The organism is Brevundimonas naejangsanensis (assembly GCF_003627995.1).
GTDB lineage: Bacteria > Pseudomonadota > Alphaproteobacteria > Caulobacterales > Caulobacteraceae > Brevundimonas > Brevundimonas naejangsanensis_B.
Genome location: NZ_CP032707.1, coordinates 2,541,222 through 2,563,256, shown reverse-complemented (window position 1 = coordinate 2,563,256; position 22,035 = coordinate 2,541,222). Strand labels below are relative to the sequence as shown.

The 22,035-nt window shown below is 66.2% G+C and carries 17 protein-coding genes and 1 tRNA gene; 11 read left to right on the top strand and 7 right to left on the bottom strand.

From position 1 onward, the window contains the following. The first annotated feature begins 66 nt into the window (after window positions 1–66). Window positions 67–1,851 carry an acyl-CoA dehydrogenase gene (locus D8I30_RS12045; RefSeq protein ID WP_121483522.1) on the top strand — a complete coding sequence of 595 codons (1,785 nt, stop codon included), beginning with the start codon at window positions 67–69 and terminating at the stop codon, window positions 1,849–1,851. 128 nt (window positions 1,852–1,979) lie between these two features. Here D8I30_RS12045 and D8I30_RS12040 read toward each other — a convergent pair whose 3' ends face one another. After that, window positions 1,980–2,783, bottom strand: a complete 804-nt coding sequence (locus tag D8I30_RS12040; RefSeq protein ID WP_121482956.1) for a S1 family peptidase — start codon at window positions 2,781–2,783, stop codon at window positions 1,980–1,982. Between the two features lie 73 nt (window positions 2,784–2,856). Here D8I30_RS12040 and D8I30_RS12035 point away from each other — a divergent pair, with 73 nt between their 5' ends. Further along, the gene (locus D8I30_RS12035; RefSeq protein WP_121482955.1) at window positions 2,857–5,034 is read left to right on the top strand and encodes a S9 family peptidase; all 2,178 of its coding nucleotides are present in this window, start codon (window positions 2,857–2,859) and stop codon (window positions 5,032–5,034) included. Between the two features lie 134 nt (window positions 5,035–5,168). After that, window positions 5,169–5,245, top strand: a tRNA-Asp gene (locus D8I30_RS12030). Window positions 5,246–5,530: 285 nt separating this feature from the next. On the opposite strand, the gene D8I30_RS12025 is transcribed toward D8I30_RS12030, so the two are convergent. After that, on the bottom strand, window positions 5,531–8,578 hold the full coding sequence (locus tag D8I30_RS12025) for a TonB-dependent receptor domain-containing protein (RefSeq protein WP_121482954.1): 3,048 nt from the start codon (window positions 8,576–8,578) through the stop codon (window positions 5,531–5,533). 275 nt (window positions 8,579–8,853) lie between these two features. On the opposite strand from D8I30_RS12025, the gene D8I30_RS12020 reads away from it, so the two are divergent. Then, a complete protein-coding gene (locus D8I30_RS12020) occupies window positions 8,854–9,384 on the top strand; it encodes a hypothetical protein (protein WP_121482953.1) in 531 nt (176 codons plus the stop codon). Window positions 9,385–9,492: 108 nt separating this feature from the next. Here D8I30_RS12020 and D8I30_RS12015 read toward each other — a convergent pair whose 3' ends face one another. Continuing rightward, on the bottom strand, window positions 9,493–12,702 hold the full coding sequence (locus tag D8I30_RS12015) for a TonB-dependent receptor domain-containing protein (protein WP_205570715.1): 3,210 nt from the start codon (window positions 12,700–12,702) through the stop codon (window positions 9,493–9,495). Window positions 12,703–13,072: 370 nt separating this feature from the next. Here D8I30_RS12015 and D8I30_RS14505 point away from each other — a divergent pair, with 370 nt between their 5' ends. From D8I30_RS14505 to D8I30_RS12005, 3 genes are read left to right on the top strand one after another with little or no spacing between them, the layout of a single operon-like run. Continuing rightward, window positions 13,073–13,513 carry a hypothetical protein gene (locus D8I30_RS14505; RefSeq protein ID WP_162938899.1) on the top strand — a complete coding sequence of 147 codons (441 nt, stop codon included), beginning with the start codon at window positions 13,073–13,075 and terminating at the stop codon, window positions 13,511–13,513. Between the two features lie 2 nt (window positions 13,514–13,515). Then, complete coding sequence (locus D8I30_RS12010) at window positions 13,516–13,920, top strand: TIGR01244 family sulfur transferase (protein ID WP_162938898.1); 405 nt, start codon at window positions 13,516–13,518, stop codon at window positions 13,918–13,920. A 44-nt stretch (window positions 13,921–13,964) separates the two neighbouring features. Then, window positions 13,965–14,882: an MBL fold metallo-hydrolase gene (locus D8I30_RS12005; RefSeq protein WP_121482950.1), complete on the top strand. Its 918-nt coding sequence runs from the start codon at window positions 13,965–13,967 to the stop codon at window positions 14,880–14,882. Window positions 14,883–14,886: 4 nt separating this feature from the next. Here the strand turns inward: D8I30_RS12005 and D8I30_RS12000 are convergent, their stop codons facing one another. After that, on the bottom strand, window positions 14,887–15,567 hold the full coding sequence (locus D8I30_RS12000; RefSeq protein ID WP_121482949.1) for a DUF1499 domain-containing protein: 681 nt from the start codon (window positions 15,565–15,567) through the stop codon (window positions 14,887–14,889). 17 nt (window positions 15,568–15,584) lie between these two features. Further along, the gene (locus tag D8I30_RS11995; protein ID WP_121482948.1) at window positions 15,585–17,216 is read right to left on the bottom strand and encodes a long-chain-fatty-acid--CoA ligase; all 1,632 of its coding nucleotides are present in this window, start codon (window positions 17,214–17,216) and stop codon (window positions 15,585–15,587) included. Between the two features lie 163 nt (window positions 17,217–17,379). Here D8I30_RS11995 and udk point away from each other — a divergent pair, with 163 nt between their 5' ends. After that, window positions 17,380–18,024, top strand: coding sequence for a uridine kinase (gene udk / locus D8I30_RS11990; protein WP_121482947.1), 645 nt, complete (start codon window positions 17,380–17,382; stop codon window positions 18,022–18,024). A gap of 95 nt (window positions 18,025–18,119) precedes the next feature. Continuing rightward, window positions 18,120–18,734, top strand: coding sequence for a TetR/AcrR family transcriptional regulator (locus D8I30_RS11985; protein ID WP_121482946.1), 615 nt, complete (start codon window positions 18,120–18,122; stop codon window positions 18,732–18,734). Window positions 18,735–18,750: 16 nt separating this feature from the next. Here D8I30_RS11985 and pdxH read toward each other — a convergent pair whose 3' ends face one another. Both pdxH and D8I30_RS11975 read right to left on the bottom strand, forming a co-directional pair. Beyond that, the gene (gene pdxH / locus D8I30_RS11980) at window positions 18,751–19,419 is read right to left on the bottom strand and encodes a pyridoxamine 5'-phosphate oxidase (protein ID WP_121482945.1); all 669 of its coding nucleotides are present in this window, start codon (window positions 19,417–19,419) and stop codon (window positions 18,751–18,753) included. A gap of 73 nt (window positions 19,420–19,492) precedes the next feature. Continuing rightward, window positions 19,493–19,924, bottom strand: a complete 432-nt coding sequence (locus D8I30_RS11975; protein WP_121482944.1) for a YciI family protein — start codon at window positions 19,922–19,924, stop codon at window positions 19,493–19,495. A gap of 151 nt (window positions 19,925–20,075) precedes the next feature. Between D8I30_RS11975 and D8I30_RS11970 the strand changes: the two genes are divergently transcribed. Both D8I30_RS11970 and aroC read left to right on the top strand, forming a co-directional pair. Further along, a complete protein-coding gene (locus tag D8I30_RS11970; RefSeq protein WP_121482943.1) occupies window positions 20,076–20,822 on the top strand; it encodes a J domain-containing protein in 747 nt (248 codons plus the stop codon). Window positions 20,823–20,833: 11 nt separating this feature from the next. Continuing rightward, entirely contained in the window at window positions 20,834–21,919 is a 1,086-nt protein-coding gene (gene aroC, locus D8I30_RS11965; RefSeq protein ID WP_121482942.1) for a chorismate synthase, read from the top strand. Window positions 21,920–22,035: the final 116 nt, after the last annotated feature.

The window sequence follows — 22,035 nt, the reverse complement described above, 5'->3', positions numbered from 1 at the left end:
AGTCCAAGCACCCTTGCATCAGCGTCAACTCGGGCGCCAGAAGCGTATCGAGATTTGGAGACCGCCATGACCTACCGCGCCCCTGTCCGCGACATCGCCTTCGCCCTCGACGCCGTGGCCGGCATCGGCCAGGTCGCGGCGACCGGCGCCTTTCCCGACTATGACGCCGACGTCGCCTCGGCGGTGCTGGACGCGGCCGCTCAGTTTTCGGAAGGGGTTCTGGCCCCGCTGAACCGCCCCGGCGACCTGGCCGGCGCGAAATACGCCAACGGCGCCGTGACGGCCGCCCCCGGCTTCGCCGACGCCTATCAGCAGTTCGCCGCCGGCGGCTGGACCAGCCTGACCGCCTCGGTCGAGGCTGGCGGGCAGGCCCTTCCCAAGGCGCTGGAGCTGGCGGCCTATGAGACCGTCCACGCTGCCAACATGGCCTTCGGCCTGTGCCCCATGCTGTCGCTGGCCTCGATCGAGGCGCTGGAGCAGGTCGGCAACGCCTATCAGAAGGCGACCTACCTCCCCAAGCTGGTGTCCGGCGAATGGACCGGCGCCATGGTGCTGACCGAGCCGCACGCCGGGTCCGACCTGGGCGCCCTGACGGCGACGGCGGTTCCCAATGGCGACGGGACCTACGCCCTGACCGGCCAGAAGATCTTCATCACCTGGGGCGACCACGACGCGGCAGACAACATCGTCCACCTGGTGCTGGCCCGCCTGCCCGACGCGCCTCCCGGCCCCAAGGGCATCAGCCTGTTCCTGACGCCCAAGTTCGCCGTCAACGCCGACGGTTCGCTGGGCGAGCGCAACGCCTTCCGCCCGGTCGGCGTCGAGCACAAGCTGGGCATTCACGCCTCACCCACCTGCGTCATGAGCTATGAGGGCGCCCGCGCCGAGCTGGTCGGCCAGCCGAACCAGGGCCTGGCCCATATGTTCGTCATGATGAACGCCGCCCGCCTGGCCGTCGGCGTCGAGGGCGTCGGCATCGCCGAGCGCGCCTATCAGCACGCCCTGGCCTATGCGCTGGAACGCCGTCAGGGCCGCAGCGTCTGGACCGGCGAGAAGGACGCCGCGATCTTCGACCACCCTGACGTGCGCCGCATGTTGTCGGTGATGAAGGCCAAGGTCGCCGCCGCCCGCGCCATCTGCCTGTCGACCGGCGTCGCCGCCGACCTGGCTCGCCACGCCGCCACCGAGGAGGAGCGCAAGGTCTGGAAGGGTCGCGAGGACCTTTTCACCCCGATCGCCAAGGCCTGGTCCACCGACATCGGCTGCGAGGTCGCCTCCATGGGCGTTCAGGTCCACGGCGGCATGGGCTTCATCGAGGAGACCGGCGCGGCCCAATACTATCGCGACGCGCGCATCGCCCCGATCTACGAAGGCACCAACGGCATCCAGGCCATGGACCTGGTGGGCCGCAAGCTGTCGATGGACGGCGGCGAGTCCGCCAAGGCCCTGATCGCTGAGATGAAGGCGACCCTGGCCCAGATCGACCGCCTTTACAGCGGCAAGCCGGTCGAACGTTTCGCCACGGCCATCGAGGCGGTCGAGGACGCCACCCTGTGGCTGCTGGACGCCAAGACCGACGCCGCCCGCGCCGCCGACGTCCTGGCCGGCGCCGACGCCTATCTGAAGCTGATGGGCGACGTGGTCGGCGGCTGGATGCTGGCCAAGGGCGCCCTGGCCGCCAAGGCGAAGCTGAACGCCGACGACGGCGATCCCGCCTGGCTGCAGGGCAAGCTGGACCTCTATGAAGTCTATGCCGCCAACGTCCTGGGCCACGTCTCCAGCCGCCTGGCCGCCGTCGGCCAGGGCGGGGACCTGCTGCAACGGATGACGGTCGAGGCTCTGGCGGGATAAGGACTTCTCCTCCCTATCGGCGGCGCCGATGGGGAGGTGGCGCGGCGCGTCAGCGACGTGACGGAGGGGCCGTGCGACGGGCGCAGGCGGCGCTGCCCCTCCACCGCTATGCGGTCCCCCTCCCCATTTCATGGGGAGGAAATGTCCAGCCGTTCGATCGTCTCGCGCACATATTGCGCGTGGGCCACGACGCCCAGGTCCATGCCCTCGCCGCCGCCCTGAACCTCCTGCACCAGAACCCCGGCGATGAAGGGATGATCCGGCACGGGCGCGCCCGGCATGCGGCGCGCGGCCGGAGTCCAGAAGACCGGCCCGCCCGAATTGCCCTCGGCCACCACGAAATCGAGCAGGAAGATCGGGAAATGCCGGATCGGCGTCAGAGGCCAGGAACTGATCCGGCCCAGACGCAGAATGGGAAACCCCGCCCGGTTGGCCGACAGGCCGTGCGGATAGCCCAGAGCCATGAGCTCGTCCCCCGGCCCTATGCGCCAACGGTCGAAAGCGTCCGCCTCGGCCAGCCAGCCGACGGGAATCGCCGCCTGGGCGAAGGCCGGCGGCGCCGCAATCTCCATCACCGCCACGTCGCGCTCGGGATGGGCGGTCCACAAGGGCGCGCCGTCCGCGTCGCGGATCGCCAGCGTTCCGGGCGCGAACTTCCAGGCGCCGTCCGCCTCGGCCGTGCGCCAGCCGATGCGCGCCTCGCTTCCGGGCATGACGTCCAGGACATGACGGGCCGTCACCAGCACCACGCGCGGCGCCCCGTCGGGCCGGGGCGCGGCGATGAGAAAGCCCGTGCCGACCTTCCGCTGGCTGCCGTTGATCGGCTGATCCAGTTGCACCGTGGCATTGATCATGCCGACCGTCAGGTCCCATTCGGGCGGAGCGGAGGCGACGACGGCGGGTTGTTCGGGCGGAAGATCCTGAATGACCATGACGCCATTTGACGCCGAGCGTCGCGGGGCACAAGGTCCGGCTCAAATCATGACCTCTGGGGGAGCCCGTCTTATGAACCGTCGCGAACTGATCGCCTCGACCGCCGCCGTCGGCGTGGTCGCCGCCTCCCCCGCTTTCGCCCGCCCAACTACCGGAGTCTCGATGTCCCTGCCCCAACCGCCCGTCGCCAAGAAGGTCCCTGTCCGCATCGAGCAGCTGGGCCGCGTCCGCGTCGACGACTATCAGTGGATGAAGGACGACAACTGGCAGGCGGTGCTGCGCGACCCGTCGCTGATCAAGGCCGACGTCAAGGAACACCTGACCGCCGAGAACGCCTATCGCGAGGCCATGATGGCCTCGACCCTGCCGCTGCAGACGGCGATGTTCGAGGAGATGAAGGGCCGCATCAAGGAGGATGACAGCTCCGTCCCCGCCGCCGACGGCGCCTGGGAATACTACGTCCGCTACAACACCGGCGACCAGCACCCGCTCTATTGCCGTCGTCCGCGTGGGCGCAGCGACGGCGAGACCATTCTGCTGGACTGCAACAAGCTGGCTGAAGGCAAGGCCTATTCGGAAGTGTCGGCGACCGAGTACAGCCCTGACCACGCCCTGTTCGCCTATGCCGAGGACGCCCAGGGCTCGGAGGTCTTCAAGATCTATGTGAAGGATCTGGCCACCGGCGAGGTCCTGCCCAACCCCATCGAATCCGCGACCGAGAACTTCACCTTCTCGCCGGACAGCCAGTGGATCTTCTGGACCAACCGCGACGACAACGGCCGCCCGGACAAGATCTTCCGTCGCCCCGCGCGCGGCGGCGAGACGTCCCTGGTCTATGAGGAAACCGACGACGGCATGTTCCAGAGCGTCGGCCGCACGTCCGACGACGCCTTCATCGTCATCGGCATCGCCAACCAGGAAACCTCGGAAGGCCGCATCATCTCGGGCGCGACTCCGACGGCGACGCCCGTGGTGGTCGAGCCGCGCCACGTCGGCCGCCTGTACGAACTGGACCACTGGGGCGACCGCTGGGTGATCCGCACCAACGCCGACGACGCGGTCGACTTCAAGGTGGTCGAGGCCCCGACCGACGCCCCGGCTAAGTCGAACTGGAAGGACCTGATCCCGCATACGCCGGGCCGTTTCATCGAGCGCGTCGCCCTCGTGAAGGACTATCTGGGTCGTCAGGAGCGCGCCGACGCCAACACCAAGATCGTCATCCGCGACCGCGCCGGCGCCGAGCACGAGATCGCCGCGGACGAGCCCGCCTACGCCCTGTCGCTGGGCGGGGCGTCGGAGTTCGACACCACGGTCATGCGCTATGGCTACAATTCGCCGTCCACGCCGACCTCGACCTATGACTACGACCTGAAGACGCGCGAGCGCACCCTGCGCAAGGTTCAGGAAATCCCCTCCGGCCACAACCCGGCGGACTATGTGGTCGAGCGGCTAAACGCCCCGGCCTCTGACGGCGAGCTGGTGCCGGTGACGGTGCTGCGCCGCAAGGACACCCCGGTCGACGGTTCGGCGCCCCTGCTGCTCTACGGCTACGGCTCCTACGGCATCCCGATGGCGGCCGGCTTCTCGACCAACCGTCTGTCGCTGGTGGATCGCGGCTTCATCTACGCCATCGCCCATATCCGCGGCGGCTCGGACAAGGGCTGGAACTGGTTCCTGACGGCGCGTCGCTTCACCAAGAAGAACACCTTCACCGACTTCATCGCCGCCGCCGACCACCTGATCGCGCGGAACTACACCAAGGCCGGAAACATCGTGGCCGAGGGGCGATCGGCCGGCGGCCTCTTGATGGGCGCCGTGACCAACATGCGGCCGGACCTGTGGGCGGGCGTCATCGGCGGCGTGCCCTTCGTCGACGTCATCAACACCATGTCGGACACCAGCCTGCCGCTGACGCCGCCGGAATGGCCCGAATGGGGCAATCCGCTCGAGGACGCCGCTGCCTACGACTACATGCTCAGCTACAGCCCCTACGACCAGATCGAGGCCAAGCCCTACCCGGCCGTGCTGGCGACCGGCGGCCTGTCCGATCCACGCGTCACGTATTGGGAGCCCGAGAAGTGGGTGGCCAAGCTGCGTCCGGCCTCGACCTCGGGCAAGCCGGTGTTGCTGAAGATCAACATGGAGGCGGGCCACTTCGCCTCCTCCGGCCGCTTCGACTATCTGAAGGACATCGCGCACGATTACGCCTTCGCCGTCTGGGCCGTCGAAAAGGGCTGGGAGAAGGCGTGAACGCCTGAACCGAAAGCCGATCGAGCGGAGCTAAAGCCTGATTTCGCAGAATTTTTAGCGAAAGCGGCACAAGGCGCTTGACCGAAGGCCCGGTCCCCCGTATTCGCCCCTTCTCCTCCTCGCGGGGGAGCCAAGCGGGTGTAGCTCAGTTGGTTAGAGTGCCGGCCTGTCACGCCGGAGGTCGCGGGTTCGAGCCCCGTCACTCGCGCCACTCCTCATGAAGAATGATGGAGTGGCGCATCTGCTTTCAAGCGATGAGCGCGCTGACAAGCCGCATCCATTTCATTCGATGATTGACACACGCGCCTAGGACGGGCCGCCGGTTGCTGTCTTTTGCGACATTAGGCGCCCCACAGGACCCTCGCTTGTCTTCCCAAGCCAGGGCAGCACCTGCTTGCCTGAAACAGCCCATACGCTTTCAGCACCTGCCTTCGACCAAAAGAAAGGGCGACGGATCATACGATCCGCCGCCCTCCCCCTAGGTACTGACTACTTCTTAGAAGCGAGCGCGAGCGCCGACGTAGAAGTAGCGACCGATGACGTCATAGGTCGACGGATCGGTCTGATACTGGAAGCCGCTGGCGTAGCGCGGCGGGGCCTTGTCGAACAGGTTGTCGATGCCGCCGAACACTTCCAGCGTATCGTTCACGGCCCACGAAGCGTTCAGGTGGAAATAGCTGTACGCATCGATCTCGCCGATATCACCGGCCGCCACGTCCGCAGCGTCATCAACGACGCTGCTGATGTAGGTCCAGCGCAGCGACGCCGAGAAGTCCTCATACGCCCACGAGAAGCGCGTGTTGAACTTCCACTCCGGCAGGGTGGTTTCACCCGGGGTACCGTCGCCGATGCCGCCAACGAAGTTGCCGCTGATCGGGCTGGCCGAGTCAGACTGGAACTGCTGGTTCTCGTACCAGGTGCCCTGGGTCGAGAGCGCCAGACGGCCCAGCCAGGCCGGAGCGCCGTAATCAGCCGGCGTGATGTTGTAGTTCACGGCCAGGTCGACGCCCGAAGCCTTGAACTGCGCCAGGTTGGCGTTGGTGGCGGTGATGAAGCCGTTCAGACCCGTGCTGGTCAGATAGCCCGTGTCAGCGTCACGGTGCAGGTTCTGACAATACACGTTCGCGTTGCTGAACGTCGGGTTGAAGTCCGCGTTGAAGCAGCGCGACAGCGAGGTCGAGAAGCCGATCGAGCTGATGACGTCGTCGATTTGAATGTCGAAGTAGTCAACCGTCGCCGTCAGGCTCGACGCCCAGGACGGAACCGAAGCCGGAGCACGGAGCACGACGCCGATGGTCGTGGAGTCCGCGGTTTCCGGGTTCAGGTTCTTGTTGCCGCCCGAGAAGGTCCGGTACTGGCTGCCCACCGAGTCCCAGCTCGCCGTGATCTGCGACGACTGAGCCTGGCAGAGCGCCAGAACCTGGGCAGCGTTGGCGCCGGTACGCGCCGCGCTGTCCTTGTCGCACGGATCCAGGTTGCCGGTCGTCACGCCCGGATAGCTTTCCTGCTGGGTGCGGAACAGTTCGCCGAGCGACGGCGCGCGAACGGCACGCTGTTGCAGGGCGCGGAAGCGCATCCAGTCGACCGGAGCCCACTCACCGCCGTACTTCCAGGTCTCGGTGGTTTGGCCGATCGAATAGTCCGACCAGCGATAGCCGCCTTCGACACCCAGGTAATGGGCGAAGGGCTTGTCGGCCAGGATCGGCACACGCAGTTCGCCGAACACTTCCCAGACATCATAGCCGCCCACAACCGGACCGGCCGAGTTGCCGCCCAGCAGGGTGCCGGTCTGCACGCCTTCCGGCGGCAGATCGCTGTAGCCCAGGTCGCGGTATTCGCCACCGAAGGCGAAGCTGACCGGGCCGGCAGGCAGGGTGAACAGGTCGCCCGTAACCGAGGCGACGACGTTCTTCTGCTCGATCTCGGTGACGGCAACCTGGCCCTTGGCCGTGATGTAGTCGACCTGATCAGCCGTGATGTTGTTGGCGCCGAAGGGGTTCAGCGGCACGCAGGTGGTCGGAGTGCCCTTGCGGCCCACGGGGCCCGTGGGCGAACCGGCCGGGCAACCGGCCAGGGCGGCGCGAATACGGTTGGCTTCGGGGAAGCCGATGTACTCTTGGGTGCTCCGATACTTGCCGTACGACGCATAGACGTCATAGGCCCATTCCTTGCCGAAGATCGCAGGAAGATCGCCGCGGAACCCGCCCGTGGCCTGATAGGCCGTGGTGTCGTAGTTATAGGTACGCGGGCCCAATTCGTTCGTCCGACGCGACAGCGTGAACGACGCAATGTTGGCATTGGCCAGCAGGGTCTTGATCTCAGGCGACAGCGTGCCCGTCGTCGCAACCGGGATTGCGAAGCCCGCCGGCGATTCCGCCAACTCGTTGGTGCTGCTGTAGGTGCTGAACAGCGCGTCGCCGTAGAACTGAATACGATCCGTGAGATCGTACTTCATCTGGCTGTAGAAGTTCGTCCGCTCATACGGCGATTGCAGCAGGTTCACCGGGTTGAAGTCGTAGACAAACGTGTCGGCCGGATCCCAACCGTTCGTGTTCGGCCCAGTGTAGCCGAAAACGCCGTCGCCCTTGAAGTCGCCGGCGACGAACAGCGAGCCATCGGGGTTGAAGCCCAGGCGCTGACCGACGCGGATGAGGTTCGGGTTCGTCAGACCCCGACCGGCGAAGTAGGTGCGGAAGGCGTCAAGACGGGCATCCGTCGCAGCCTTGTTGGCGTCGTCGTCTCCGGCGTTCGTCACCGCGGAAATGGTGAACGTGCCGTCGCCGGTCGTCGGCGAGCCGTCCGGCACGCAGGTGCCGTCGTTGAAGCAGTATTGCGCAGTGCGCGAGATGTCGCGCGCGGTCTGCTGAATGCCGTCACGCGTGTTGTGCGACGCAGCAAAGGTCAGGTGGCCACGGCCGTCGGCGAAAGCGCCGCCCAGGACCATGTTGTACTGGACTTCCTTGCCGTCGTTCTCTTGCGAGATGCCGTACTGCGCGGAGACCTGAGCGCCTTCAAAATCGTCCTTCAGGATGAAGTTGACCACGCCCGACACGGCGTCGGCGCCGTACACGGCCGAGGCGCCGCCGGTGATGATCTCGACGCGATCCATCAGGCCCGACGGCAGGATGGAGATGTCCACGGCGCCGCTCGAGGAACCCGGAACCAGACGACGGCCGTTGACCAGCGTCAGGCCGCGCGAGGTGCCCAGCTGACGCAGGTCAAGGAAGGCGGCGCCGCCCGACGACGGGTTGTTGTTGGTCTTGGTCAGGCTGGGCGACAGCTGCGGCAGGGCGTTCAGATAGGTTTCGATCGTCGCGGTGCCGATCTCTTCCAACTGCTCGGCGCCGACCGTCACAATCGGGCTGCTGCCGGTCGTGTCGCGAACGCGGATACGCGAACCGGTCACAACGATGTCAGACACTTGGCTGGTCTGTTCTTGAGCGCTCGTGTCCTGCGCCAGGGCCGGAGCGGCAAAGCCGAAAAGCGCTGCCCCTGCAATCATGGTGGACGCGAGCAGCCGCTCACGCTTCAACTGAAATTTCAAACTATTATCCTCCTAGGTTGCGCCAGGCCCCCGACGATGCCTCGGCCCCGTCTGCCCGCGCTATCAGCGCCCCTCCCCCACAATTTTTAGAGACTCAAGGCGACTGACTGCGATGGGCTTAGCCGACGCCTTCGGATGAGGGCCAGATATATTGCCCCCAGAAATCAACTGGCCCTTCAAATGTCGCAAAAACGCCACGGTAAATGCTTGCACGATCTAGCCATCTCTTTAGTGAGAACAACCCTTTTTCAAAAATTGCGCGCAAAGAGCCACATATGAAACACATATTTTCCATCATCGCTCTCCCACCAGCCACAATCGGCCTGCTCCTGAGCGTTAGCGGACACGCTTTTGCCCAGGACAAGAAAGCTCCGTTTGAGGAAATGGCGGCATGCCAAGAAATCACGCCCAACGAAGCGCGCCTGGCGTGTTTTGATTTCACCTTGGCGCGCGTCCTACAGGCGCGCGAGAATGGAGATCTGTCGGTCATTGACCGCGCCCAGGTGCAGGAGGCTCGGCGCCAGCTTTTTGGCTTCTCGACCGTGCCCCTGCCCGCCCTGTTCGGAAAAAATGAGCCGAGTGAGCAAATCGAAGCCATATCGACCACGCTGGACCGCGCCGTGCGAGACAACCAGGGCCGCTGGCTCTTTCACCTGACAGACGGCAGCCAATGGCGACAGGTCGATAACGAAACCTATCACCTGCGCCCGGTTCAGGGAGATGAGGTCCGAGTGAGACGTGCGACCCTCGGCAGCTACTTCCTGAACCTCGCGTCCAACCGCGCCGTACGCGTGCGTCGCGAATAGGCGGAACGAGCCTGATACCAACCGGGCCGTTCAGTTCGGACGACACGTCAAAATGAAATAGGGCGGCGGATCAGAAATCCGCCGCCCCATCTTTTAAACCGATAATACTTAGAAGTTCGCCGTGACGCCGAAGAAGAAGTAGCGGCCCATGGCGTTGTAAAGTTGCGGGTAGGTGTTGTTGTTACCCGTCGTGCCGACCGAATAGGACAGCGGCGGATCAGTGTCGAAGACGTTGTTCACGCCCGCGCGCACCGACACGTTGTCACGGGCCTGCCAGGTGGCCGCCAGATCGAAGTAGTTGATGGCGTCGAACTCGCGATCGATGCGGGTCGTCGGCGAGTTGTCGAGGCTGCCGTCGGCGCCCAGGACGGCGATTTCAGAGCCGCCGTAGTAACGCCACGTACCGTTCACGTTCAGCCCCTCGATCGGCGTGCCCCAGTCAACGCGCAAGCGGTGACGCCATTCCGGGTTCGGAACGCCGCACTGGTTCGCGAAGAAGCCGGCGCAGTCATACTTCGAGTTGGCAAAACCGAGGCCGGTATCGGTCTCGAGCTTGTCCAGCCAGGTGCCGACCATGGCGAAGCCCAGGGTGCCGGCGCGATCCCAGCCGAAGTCGCCCAGATCCATGTTGTAGTTGACGGCAACGTCCACACCCGAGGTCGAGAGACCGCCGATGTTGGTGTTGAGATCGATCACATTGCCGGTCCCGACCCACAGCTGGCCGTTGGAGTTACGGCGAATGTTGGCGCAGGCCGCTGCCAGACCAGAGCTATAGCAAGCGTCAAGCGAGTTCTGGGCGCCGATCGTCGACACGAGGTTGTCGATCTGGATGTCGAAGTAGTCCAGCGTCATGTTGAAGCCCGGCAGGAACTCCGGGGTGAACACGACGCCGAGGGTCAGGGTGTCGGATTCCTCCGGCGTAAGCGACTGGTTGCCACCCTGCAGGAAGCTATACTGGCCCGCCGGGCTGGACAGGCTGCCGCCGGTCGATTGACCCGCCGTCACTTGCCACGGATTATTGCCGATGCAGGAAGCCGGAACCGGGCCTTCCGCCGCCGGACGGTTGACCGCATCGCAAGGATCGAAGTCCATGTCGAACAGGTTGAAGCCCTGGGCGGTGAACAGCTCGATCACGTTCGGCGCGCGGACAGCGCGCTGAGCGCTGGCGCGGAAACGAACCGACGGGATCGGAGCCCAGTCGCCGCCGACCTTCCACGAATCCGTGCCGCCGCCCAGTTCGTACTCCGAGTGGCGATAGGCCAGATCGAGCGACAACTGGTGAGCGAAAGCCATGTCTTCCGCAATCGGGATCTGGGCTTCGGCGAAGATGTCGTAGACTTGGTTGGCGCCGCCGAGGGCCGGGGTCGGGCCGCCTTGACCGGCGCCGTCACCGCTGGTGAACGACACGTCGGGCGTCAGATCCAGAGCGTCACGGCGATACTCGGCGCCGAAGGCCGCCTGAACGGAGCGCGTCGCCCACGGCGACTTGACGCCATAGGCGCCGAGGTCGGTCGTCAGCGAGGCCGAAACGACCTGTTGGGTGGTCCAGCCCGTCGCGACCAGCGGCACCTGCAGATAGTTCAGCGCTTCCTGGGTCACGCCGCCGGCCGAGAAGATGTTATACGGCACGCAGTTCGCGTCGATGCCGGCCAGAACGGCCGAGCAGACAGGACGACCGGACACCGGATCGGTCACGACATCCAGCGCGCGCGCCAGGCGCGTGTTGGAGAACTCGTTACGATAGATGTTGGTGAACTGCGACCGCGAATACTGCAGCGAAAGGTCATAGCTCCAGGCGTCGTTCAGATCGCCTCGAGCGCCCAACACGCCACGGTACGCCTGGAAGCGGATGTCGGACTGACGACCGCCGCCCTCAACGTTGCGACGACCGATGTACATCGGCACCAGGTTGGGGTCGTCCAGCAGGCGGAACGCGTCAGGGTTCGAAGCATCCGAAAGCTCAAACGCTTCCGTCGCCGGGTTGAACCAGACAAAGGTGTCGTGCGCCTGCTGCGCCAGGGCGCCGCAACCGATCGCCGCCGCTTGCGCAGCGCTCAGCAGCGGGTTGTCGCAGTTGATGAACGACGAGCCGTCGGTGGTGCGGAAGCCGTTCTTGAACTCGCCGAAGAAGTTACCCGACGGCGCAATCTGGGCGATCGTCGAATAATCGCTGAACATCAGCTGCGTATAGACTTCGATCTTGTCGGTCACGTCATAGTGACCGAAAGCCCCCAGGGTGTAACGCTCATCGGGACGCTGATAATAGTTCAACGGGCCGAAGTTGTAGGCATCCGTAGCGGCCGAGTAATTCCGGAAGCCCGGACCGCCCACCGTAAAGGTGAAGCCCGGCATCGGGTTGACGTCGATGCTGTTCTTCGTGTCCGGATTGTTATCAGGATCGATCAGGAACGAGTTCGAGCCGAAGTCGGCGAACTGACCCGGGAACGAGGTGCCCGACCCCGCGCACTGGAAGCTGTCCGGCGTCGCAGTGGCAGGAGCGCCGAGCGAACAGGCAGCGTAGTCGTAGTCGCGACCCAGCACCTTGTTGTTCTTGCGGTAGCCCGCATACAGGGTGATGTTGCCGCGGTCGTCAGGGGCGTTCACGCCCATCAAGATGTTCACTTCACGGCTGAAGCCCGTGTAGACGTTGTCGTCCGGCAGCTTGAACTGCGACGGGTTGCTGGCCGCGCGACCGGCGACGACGTTCCGCACGTTGCCGACGCCGTCATAGTCGTTGTTGTGCTGGTTGAAGCCGTACTGGGCGTCGATTTCGATGCCCTCGAAATTCTTGCGCATGATGAAGTTCACGACGCCGGCGATGGCGTCCGAACCATAGACGGCAGAGGCGCCGCCCGTCAGCACTTCGACACGCTCGACCATCTGCCCGGGAATCTGGTTCAGGTCGGCCGCGTCATCCTGGGGCGAGCCGTAGCCCATGCGCTTGCCGTCGATCAGCACGAGGGTGCGCGACGAACCCAGGTTGCGCAGCGACACCGTCGCCGTGCCCGAGGCGCCGTTCGAAACGGTCGAGTTCTGCGCCGCGAAGGCCTGCGGCAGTTGGCTCACCAGATCCTCGACGCGGGTGACGCCCTGCACGTCGATGTCTTCCCCCGTGACCTGCGTCACCGGGCTGGTCGTGGTCAGGTTCGGCTGACGCAGGCGAGAGCCGGTGACGACGATGTCGCCGACCTGGCTAGGCTGGTCGGTCTGCGGCGCGGGCGTGGTCTGCGACAGGGCCGGCGTGGCCAGGCCGGCGAACGCAAGTCCAGCGATCATCGTCGACGCTAACAGACGTTCTCGTTTGATTTTGATATTCAAGATTCGTCCTCCTGATTTGCGGTCGACACCGATGAAGTCGTCCCCACCCGCCGGCCACAGCTAGTCTCGGCCCCCGCCCCCAAAGGACGTTCGGTCGATAATTTGCAGGTTAGGCACGAGTCCCTAATAAGGGCTATGCGAATTACATGAGCATGGCGATCAGGCCGCCACTCTGTCATAAATTAGCCACGCCATGACTTTGACCGACAGGCGACAAAGCGCCGAAAGATGGATGAATACAGACAAATCAAATTATCGAGATACGAGAAAAATGCGGATAACTCTGGCAATAGCCGCGACAACAATTGCGGTTTCCGTCCCGTCTCGCGACATATCAGCGCAATCCTTCTCCCCTGAGCGCGCCAGCCTCATGAGAACGCTTTCCGAGTGTCGCTCCATCGCCGACGATGCTGAACGGCTGCGCTGCTTCGACCGGACAGCCGACGCTCTCGATGCGGCCGAACAGCAGGGCGAGCTCGTGGTTATGGATCGCGACCAGGTGCGCCAGGCCCGCCGACAGCTCTTCGGATTCAGCGCCCCCGCCCTGCCCTCAATCTTCAGCCGAGGCGACGATGGGGCGGAAGGCGCTGATGTCGACGCCGTCGAGACCACCTTGCTCGGCGCGGGCCAGGACCATGAAGGCAAGTGGACCTTCCGTCTCGCGGACGGCAGCGAATGGCGACAGATCGATTCCGCGCCGGTTCGCTTCCAGAATCGCGCAGGGACGGAAATTCGCGTGCGTCGCGCCGCCCTGGGCAGCTATCTTCTGACCGCCGGCGCCAGTCGCGCGGTGCGTGTAAAAAGGCAGTAGCAATGAGCGAACCCGTCGTTCTCGTCAGCAACGTCTGGATCACGGGCCAGATGTCTCCGCAGCGCCTGGCCGAATTGGCCGTCCGCCTGGGCCTGAAGCGGGTGGTGAATCATCGCCCCGATCATGAAGAGGCGGGCCAGGCGACCTCGGCCGAGCTCGCCGCCGTCGCGGCCGAGGCCGGGCTGGTCTATGTCGCGGCGCCGGTCAGCGGCCTGCCCTCGGCCGAGGCGGTGGAAGCGACCGCCCTGGTCCTGTCGCACGGCGAACCGACCCTGATGTTCTGCCGCTCGGGCATGCGCTCGACCGCCGCCTGGGCCATGGCCGAGCGCCTGAACGGCGCCGATCCCGAGGATCTGCGCGCGACGGCGCGCCAGGCGGGTTATGATCTGAGCCGCCTGCCCCTCTAGGGAAGGCTCGTCCGCGCGACGCCTGCGCGTCCAGGAGCCCGGTCATGATTCCCTATCTGCGCCAGTTCGACTTCGCCTACGGCCGTCGAGACCAGGTCTCGCCCCTGATCCAGAGGGTGATCGCGGATAACCCGGGCCCCTTCACCTTCACCGGGACGGGGACCTACATCATCGGGCGCGACCGACCGGGAGCGGAGGTCGCGGTGATTGATCCGGGGCCCGACGACGACGCCCATCTGGCCGCCCTGCTGAAGGCGATCGAGGGGCGGATCGTTAGCCACATCCTGGTGACCCACACCCATCGCGACCACGCTCCCCTCGCCCGCCCGCTGGCAGAGGCCGTCGGCGGCGCGCCGATCCTGGCCGCCGCCCCGCCCGAACGGACGATCCACGCGTCGGGCGCGTTGGACGAGGAAGACGACGCCGACTTCCGACCCGACGTGGTCCTGAGCGGCGGCGAACGGATCGAAGGCGACGGCTGGACGCTGGAGGCCCTGGCCACGCCGGGGCACGCCTCCAACCACATGGCCTTCGTGCTGCGTCAGGAGAACGCCCTGTTCAGCGGCGACCACGTCATGGGCTGGTCGACCACCGTCGTCGCCCCGCCCGACGGCGACATGGCGGACTATATGAAGAGCCTGGACGCGGTGCTGGCGCGCGGGTTCTCGACGATCTGGCCGACGCACGGCCCGGCGATCACCCAGGTCGCGCCCTTCCTCAAGGCCTATCGCGACCACCGGCTGGAGCGCGAGGCCCAGGTCATGGCCCGCCTGGCGGCAGGCGACCGGACGATCGCCGAGATGGTGCCGATCCTCTACGCCGCCGTCGATCAGCGCCTGTGGCCGGCCGCCAGCCTGTCGGTCCTGGCCCACCTGATCAAGCTGGAGAAGGAGGGCCGCGCCCAAGCCTCGCCCCAGCCGGACCTCGGCGCGAACTGGAGCCTGAACGACCCGGCCTTCTGATCCGTCAGGGCGTCAGGCCCGCGACGACGGCCTTGGCGAGACGACAGGCTTCGTCACCCACCGGCAGGCTGTCGCGCGCCGCGACGCGCACGTCGGTGCGGCCGGGGCGGATGCGGACGCTGACGTCGTGGGTCAGGCCGAACCAGACCCCTTCCTTGCGACCGTCCACCCGGAACGGCGCCGTGCCCAGGACGGTGAACCCGGCCTTTTCAAGCGCCCAGGCGGCCGTTTCCGGCGCGACCTGGGTCGGCGCCGGGGTCAGGCCATCGCACGCCTGCGGTCGGGTCTGGGGCGCCTTGGCTAGGCGACGCTCGGCGGTCAGCAAGCGGGCGAAGGCGGGCGGGTCGGACGGATCGGTGGCGACGTCGCGCGGCGCCTCGCCGAAGCGTCGATCCTGGACCCAATAGCCGCCGACGCACAAACCGGCCGCCAGCAAGGCGGCGCCCGCCAGGCCCAGCAGCCGCCGATCTCGCAAGGCCAGGATCACGGCGACCAAGGCGGCCGCCAGCCCCAGATAGGCCAGGAGGCGTCCCGCCTTCAGCGCCAGCACCCCCATGCCGAAGTCCGCGTCCCACAGCCCCAGGCGCGTGCCGAAGACGGCGGCCAGCAGCAGGCCCGGCGCCAGAAGCGCCAATAGCAGCAGCAGGACGGCCAGCAGCTGGCCTTTGGGGCGTTGGGTCGACATGGCGTCCTTCCGTGGAATCACCCGGCGGTGGGCAGCCGGTAGTCCGTCATTCGCTCGCGCAGGGTCTTCTTGTCGATCTTGCCGGTGGCGCCCAGGGGGATGTCATCCACGAAGACCACGTCATCCGGCATCCACCATTTGGCGATCTTGCCCTGCAGGAAGTCCAGATGCTCCTGCTTGTCCTGCGCCTCGCCGTCCTTAAGCTTGACCAGCAGCACCGGCCGCTCGTCCCACTTGGGATGGGCCGCGCCGATCACGGCGGCCAGGGCGACCTTGGGGTGGCCGACGGCGATGTTCTCGATGTCGATGGAGCTGATCCACTCCCCGCCCGACTTGATGACGTCCTTGGCGCGGTCCGTGATCTGCATGAAGCCCTGAGGATCGACGCTGGCGATGTCGCCGGTATCGAAGAAGCCCTCGTGATCCAGGATGTCGCCGCCCTCGCCCTTGAAATAGGCGCCGGCGATGGTCGGCCCCTTGACCATGACGCGGCCGAAGGTCTTGCCGTCGTGCGGCATCTCCTGGCCGCCGTAGTTCTTGATCTTCAGCTCGACGCCCAGCGGCGGCGTCCCCTGCTTCATGCGCCAGGCCATCTGCTCGTCATAGGGCAGCGCCTTCAGTTCAGGCGTCAGGTTGGCGATGGTGCCGATAGGCGAGGTCTCGGTCATGCCCCAGGCATGGACCACTTCGACGCCGAACCTGTCCTGGAAGCCGCGGATCAAGGCTTCCGGGCAGGCCGAACCGCCGATCAGCACCTTCTTCAAGGTGGAGAATTTCAGGCCGTTTTCGATCATGTGGGCGAACAGGCCCTGCCAGACGGTGGGCACGGCGGCGGAGAAGGTGACGCCTTCGGCCTCGATCAACTCATAGAGGGCCGCGCCGTCCATCCTGGCGCCCGGCATGATCAGCTTGGCGCCCGCCGCCGGGCCGGCGAAGGCGATGCCCCAGGCGTTGGCGTGGAACATGGGCACCACCGGCAAGATCACTTCGCTGGGCGTCGCGCCCATGACCGTCGACTGCAGGCCCAGCAGGGTATGGATGAAGTTCGAGCGGTGCGAATACAGCACCCCCTTCGGATTGCCGGTCGTGCCCGAGGTGTAGCAGAGGCCGCAGGCCGTCTGCTCGTCAAACCCGCCCCAGGTCACATCGCCCGACGCCTGTTCCAGCACGGTCTCATAGACCTCGGCCTTGGGCAGTTTGGCCTGCGGCATATGGGCGGCGTCGGTCATGACGATGACGCGCTCGACGGTGGGGCAGTGCGGCAGGATGGCTTCCAGCAGCGGCACGAAGGTCAGGTCGGTGAAGATGACCCGGTCTTCGGCGTGATTGATGATGTAGGCCAGTTGTTCCGGAAACAGGCGCGGGTTCAGGGTGTGGCACACGGCGCCGATGCCCATGATGCCGTACCAGGTCTCGATGTGGTTACCCGTGTTCCAGGCCAGGGTGCCGACGCGGTCGCCCGGCTTGACGCCCCAGGCCAGGAGCGCGCCCGACACCCGGCGCGCCCGTTCGTGGATGGCGGCGTAGGTGGTGCGGACGATCGGCCCTTCGACCGACCGGGTGACGACCTCGCGTCGCCCGTGCCAGGTCTTCGCGTGATCGAGGATCTTGTCGACCGTCAGCGGCCAGTCCTGCATCATACCCAGCATTCGGCGTCTTCCCTCGTCTATGCGTCTGCAGCGCTTGGATGCACGCTAAGACAGGTCAACGGCGTCAAGCAACGTGCCGCAAGGGAAGCCTGGCCGCGACAGATCGACGTTACGCGCGCGCTCAAGGCTTGCATCCCCGCCCGTCCGGGTGAATGAGCCGCCCATGACCATTCTGATCGCGATCACCGGCGGTTCCGGCTCGGGCAAGAGCACCCTGGCCGAGGCCTTGATTTCTTCCCTGCCCGAGAGCGTGGCGACCCTGCTGCGCGAGGACTCCTATTATCTGGACGCCGCCTCCATTCCCGGCTTCGATCCGGCGACGCATGATTTCGACGACGTCGCGGCGCGCGATCACGATCTGCTGATCTCCGACCTGACGGATCTGAAGGCTGGGCGCAACGTCACCGCCCCCCTCTACTCCTTCATCCATCACGGGCGCGAACCGGGCGGCGAGCCGGTGCCGGCCGCCGAGGTGGTGGTCGTCGAGGGTACGCACCTCTTGTGCACCCCGGCGCTGGCCGCCCTGTTCGACATCCGGGTTTTCGTGGACACCCCGGCCGACATCCGATTCATCCGCCGCCTGCTCCGCGATCAGGTCGAGCGCGGCCGGACGGCGGAATCCGTGATCCAGCAATATCTCGCGACCGTTCGGCCCGGCCACGAGCGACTGACGGAGCCGTCGCGGGTCCACGCCGACTTCATCGTTGCGGACGCCACCGCCGCCGTGCGTCTGGACGACCCTCAGGCCGTGATCCGACTGGCCGCGCCGGTCCTCGCTCATCCGCTGCTGGCGCCCTGGCTCAAGTAGTAATTGACGCTCGAAGAACTCTGATATTAACGGTGATCGTTGCAATCGTGTCAAATTAAAGGCAGTGTCGGCGCCTAACGACTGGTGATGATCCGATGACCGTTTCGGTCTACGCTCTCGACGACCCTCGACGCGACGCCCTCGTGCGTCAGGCTCGTCTGCACTTCGTCTCCGAAGGCTATGCCGGAACAAAGATGGAGCCCATCGCCCGCGAAGCCGGAGTGTCCACCGCGACTCTCTACGCCATGTTCGACAGCAAGGCCGCTCTCTTCGCGGCGGTGATCGACGAGGCGTCCGCCGACTTCACGAAGCGCATGGCTGGCGTCAAGGCCTGCACCGGACCGCCTCGTCCCAGGCTGACCAGCTTCCTGACCGCCTATGCAGAATTCCTGAGCGACGCGTTCGTCAGAGCCATTTTCCGACTGGTCATGACCGAGCGCCATCGGTTTGAAAGCGTGGCCACGGCCTTCTACGAACAGGCCAAACAGGATTTCGGCGCCGTGCTGGTCGCCGCGCTGACCGAAATGGCCGCCAAGGGCGAACTAAAGGTCGACAAGGCTTCCTGGGCCGCCAGCCAGTTGATGGGGATGGTCGAGCATCCGCTCTTTTTCGTGCCCATGGTGACCGGCGACCAGGTTCTGCCCGCACGGTCCCCCGCCAGCATAGCCGAAGACGCGGTCGAAACCTTCCTGGCGCGCTACGCCGCCTGAAGCGGCGCGCGAGCCCTTACGGCCACAGACGGAGGCGACGCCAGTCCGACTCCCCCGCCGTCCGATCGAAGCGCAGACGATCGTGCAGACGGAAGGGCCGATCGCGCCAGAACTCGATCTGGACCGGGTTCACCCGCCAGCCTGTCCAGCGATCCGGGCGTGGCACCTCATGCCCGTCAAAGCGCGCCGTCTGGTCCGCCACCCGCGCCTCCAGCGTCGCCCGGTCGGCCAGGGGACGCGACTGATCCGACACCCAGGCGCCGATGCGGCTTTCGCGCGCTCGACTGGCGAAGTAGGCATCGGCCTCCTCGACGCTGACCGGCTCGACCGAGCCACGCACCCGCACCTGGCGGCGCAGACTCTTCCAGTGGAACAGCAGGGCGGCGGACGGATTGGCCCAAAGTTGCTCGCCCTTGGCGCTCTCCTGATTGGAATAGAAGGTGAAGCCGCGCGCATCGACGTCCTTCAGCAGGACCATGCGCGCGTCGGGGTTGCCCTCGGCGTCCACGGTGGCCAGGGCCATGGCGTTGGGATCGTTCGGTTCGGACGCCCGTGCGGCGTCCAGCCACTCCACGAACAGCGCAATGGGGTCGTCGCGCTGGAAGATGGTTTCGTCGGCATTGGCCGCCAGCTGGGCGGCATAGTCTTCGCGAGACGGGCTGGGCGGGATTACGGACTGGGTCATGCCGGTCCTATAGTCCCGCTTGCGCCACGCGTCACAGGCTGGGCGTTCAAACCTGCGTCACCCGGACCCGTGCTCAGGCTTCGCTGTAATGTCCGGTCGCCTCGCGCAAGGCCGCCTCTCGGGCCTGGAGTTCGGGCGTCAAGGCTTCGAAGTCCTCCATGTCCAGGATGGGGCGGATCTCGACCTCACCGTGCAGCCTGTCGGTATCAGGAATACGCCGCGCCCAGGCCACGGCCTCGTCCATGTCCTTGACCTTCCATATCCAGAAGCCGGCGATCAATTCCCTGGTCTGGGCGAAGGGTCCATCCACGACAGGCGGCTCGCCATTCCCGCCGAAGATCACCCGCTTGCCCTTGGACGAGGGCTGCAACCCCTCCCCGGCCAGCAGGAGGCCGGCTGCGGCCAGTTCCCCATTGAAGACCGTCATGTCACGGATGAGCGCTTCGCTGGGCTGAACCCCAGACTCGATGGCGTCCGTGCCCTTCATCATCACCATTACGCGCATGGCATTTCCTTCCAGCTTGGCGAGGGCGGCTTTCCCTCACGGCGTCGCTGCGTCGACAATAGAACGCAGCGCCCGCCAATCAGCCCCAAAAAAGGCGCTACGTCGACAGGGTTAACTCGGCCTTGACCATATCCACGTCAGGCTTCGCGCCATGCGCGCGGACAGCCTTCCATTCTCGGACGCTCGGCGCCTGCTGGGCCTCGACGCCCCGGCGGGGCCGCAGGCGCTGGCCGCCGCCTTCCGCGCGGCCGTCAAGGCGGCTCGGCCGGACCAGCCGGGCGGCGACGCCGAGCGGTTCCGGCGCGTGATCGCCGCCTATCGCCTTTTGCAGACTGAAGCGCCCGCCCTGCCCGCGCCCAACACGGGCGCGCCGCCCCCCGCCGCTCGTCCCGCCGATCATACAACTTCTTCTTTCACCTCCGCCCCCGCACCGCTGGTCGTTCTGACGCCGATGCAGGCCCTGACCGGGGCCAGCGTGGTCGTCGAGGCCTGGGGCCGGCGCCTGCTCGTCCATGTTCCGCCCGGCGTGCGCACCGCCGACCATGTTCGGTTGAAGGGCTGCCCCGGCCTGCTGCGGGTGCTGATCCGCCCGGCCGACGGCCTGTCGGTGCTGGGGGCGGACCTGTTCATGGACTGGCCCATCGCGCCTCGCATGATGCGCGACGGCGGACGGATCGAGATCGACACCCATGCCGGTCCGCAGTCCGCCTGGCTGGTGCCGGACATGATCGAACCGGTGCGGCTGCGCCTGCCGGGCCTGGGCCTGACCGCGCGCGGAAAACGCCCCGCCGGCGACCTCTTCGTCAAGTTGATCCCCTCCGACGACCTGCCCTCGGCGGCCGAAGACATGCTGCTGCGCTTCACTCGGGTCTGGACGCCGGAGCGGATGGCGGCCTAAGCGTCGCTATCATGTCGCACAACACCTTCGGCCATCTGTTCCGCGTCACCACCTGGGGCGAAAGCCACGGCCCGGCCATCGGCTGCGTCGTCGACGGCTGCCCGCCGCTGATCCCCTTGACCGAAGCCGACATCCAGCCCCTGCTTGACCTGCGCAAGCCCGGCGGCAGCCGCTTCGTCACCCAGAGGCAGGAGGCCGATCAGGTCCGCATCCTTTCCGGCGTTTTCGACGATGGAAACGGCCCGGTCACGACCGGCACGCCGATCAGCCTGATGATCGAGAACACCGACCAGCGGTCCAAGGACTACGGCGAGATCGCCCGCGCCTTCCGCCCTGGCCATGCCGACTACGCCTATCAGGCCAAGTACGGCGTGCGCGATCCACGCGGCGGCGGCCGCTCCTCGGCCCGCGAAACGGCCAGCCGCGTGGCGGCCGGCGCCGTGGCGAGGAAGGTGCTCGGCGACAACATCCGCATCCGCGCCGGGGTAGTCCAGCTGGGGCCGCACCGCATCGCCGACGAGGCGATCGACTTTGGCACCGTCTATGACAACGCTCTGTTCGCCGCCTCAGCCGAGGTCGTGCCCGCGTGGGAAAACTACTTGGACGGCGTCCGCAAGGCCGGCTCCTCCATCGGCGCCGTCGTGGCGCTGGAGGTCACGGGCGTGCCCGCCGGATGGGGCGCGCCCCTCTATGGCAAGCTGGACGCCGAACTGGCGGCCGGCCTGATGTCCATCAACGCCGTCAAGGGCGTCGAGATCGGCGCGGGCTTCGCAGCCGCCGAGCTGACGGGCGAGGACAACGCCGATGAGATGCGCCTGGGCGAAGACGGCCTGCCGGTCTTCCTGTCGAACAAGGCGGGCGGCGTCCTGGGCGGCATCTCCACCGGCCAGCCGCTGACGGCGCGGGTAGCGTTCAAGCCCACCTCCTCCATCCTGACCCTGCGCCGGACTATCAACCGCGACGGCGAAGAGGTCGACCTGCGCACCAAGGGCCGCCACGACCCCTGCGTCGCCCTGCGCGGCGTCCCCGTGGTCGAAGCCATGGCCGCCATCGTGCTGGCCGACGCCATGCTGCGGCATCGGGCGCAGTTGGGGTGAGCTTGAACAGCCTCCGCCGCCTTCGCCTATTCGGATTCACCTACAGCGACAGCGACACCTATGGCGGAATGGCTACACGGTGGCTGATGCGGACCCCTGCGCCAACCATTAGAAAC

Bases quoted from the DNA above. Each gene is read 5' to 3' on its own strand.
- D8I30_RS11975 (WP_121482944.1), bottom strand. From the start codon at position 19,924: ATGCGCGTAATGGTGATGATGAAGGGCACGGACGCCATCGAGTCTGGG.
- D8I30_RS12005 (WP_121482950.1), top strand. From the start codon at position 13,965: ATGATTCCCTATCTGCGCCAGTTCGACTTCGCCTACGGCCGTCGAGAC.
- D8I30_RS12020 (WP_121482953.1), top strand. From the start codon at position 8,854: ATGAAACACATATTTTCCATCATCGCTCTCCCACCAGCCACAATCGGC.
- D8I30_RS14505 (WP_162938899.1), top strand. From the start codon at position 13,073: ATGAGAACGCTTTCCGAGTGTCGCTCCATCGCCGACGATGCTGAACGG.
- D8I30_RS12000 (WP_121482949.1), bottom strand. From the start codon at position 15,567: ATGTCGACCCAACGCCCCAAAGGCCAGCTGCTGGCCGTCCTGCTGCTG.
- D8I30_RS12035 (WP_121482955.1), top strand. From the start codon at position 2,857: ATGAACCGTCGCGAACTGATCGCCTCGACCGCCGCCGTCGGCGTGGTC.
- pdxH (WP_121482945.1), bottom strand. From the start codon at position 19,419: ATGACCCAGTCCGTAATCCCGCCCAGCCCGTCTCGCGAAGACTATGCC.
- D8I30_RS12045 (WP_121483522.1), top strand. From the start codon at position 67: ATGACCTACCGCGCCCCTGTCCGCGACATCGCCTTCGCCCTCGACGCC.
- D8I30_RS11995 (WP_121482948.1), bottom strand. From the start codon at position 17,216: ATGCTGGGTATGATGCAGGACTGGCCGCTGACGGTCGACAAGATCCTC.
- D8I30_RS12010 (WP_162938898.1), top strand. From the start codon at position 13,516: ATGAGCGAACCCGTCGTTCTCGTCAGCAACGTCTGGATCACGGGCCAG.
- D8I30_RS11970 (WP_121482943.1), top strand. From the start codon at position 20,076: ATGCGCGCGGACAGCCTTCCATTCTCGGACGCTCGGCGCCTGCTGGGC.
- udk (WP_121482947.1), top strand. From the start codon at position 17,380: ATGACCATTCTGATCGCGATCACCGGCGGTTCCGGCTCGGGCAAGAGC.
- D8I30_RS11985 (WP_121482946.1), top strand. From the start codon at position 18,120: ATGACCGTTTCGGTCTACGCTCTCGACGACCCTCGACGCGACGCCCTC.
- D8I30_RS12040 (WP_121482956.1), bottom strand. From the start codon at position 2,783: ATGGTCATTCAGGATCTTCCGCCCGAACAACCCGCCGTCGTCGCCTCC.
- aroC (WP_121482942.1), top strand. From the start codon at position 20,834: ATGTCGCACAACACCTTCGGCCATCTGTTCCGCGTCACCACCTGGGGC.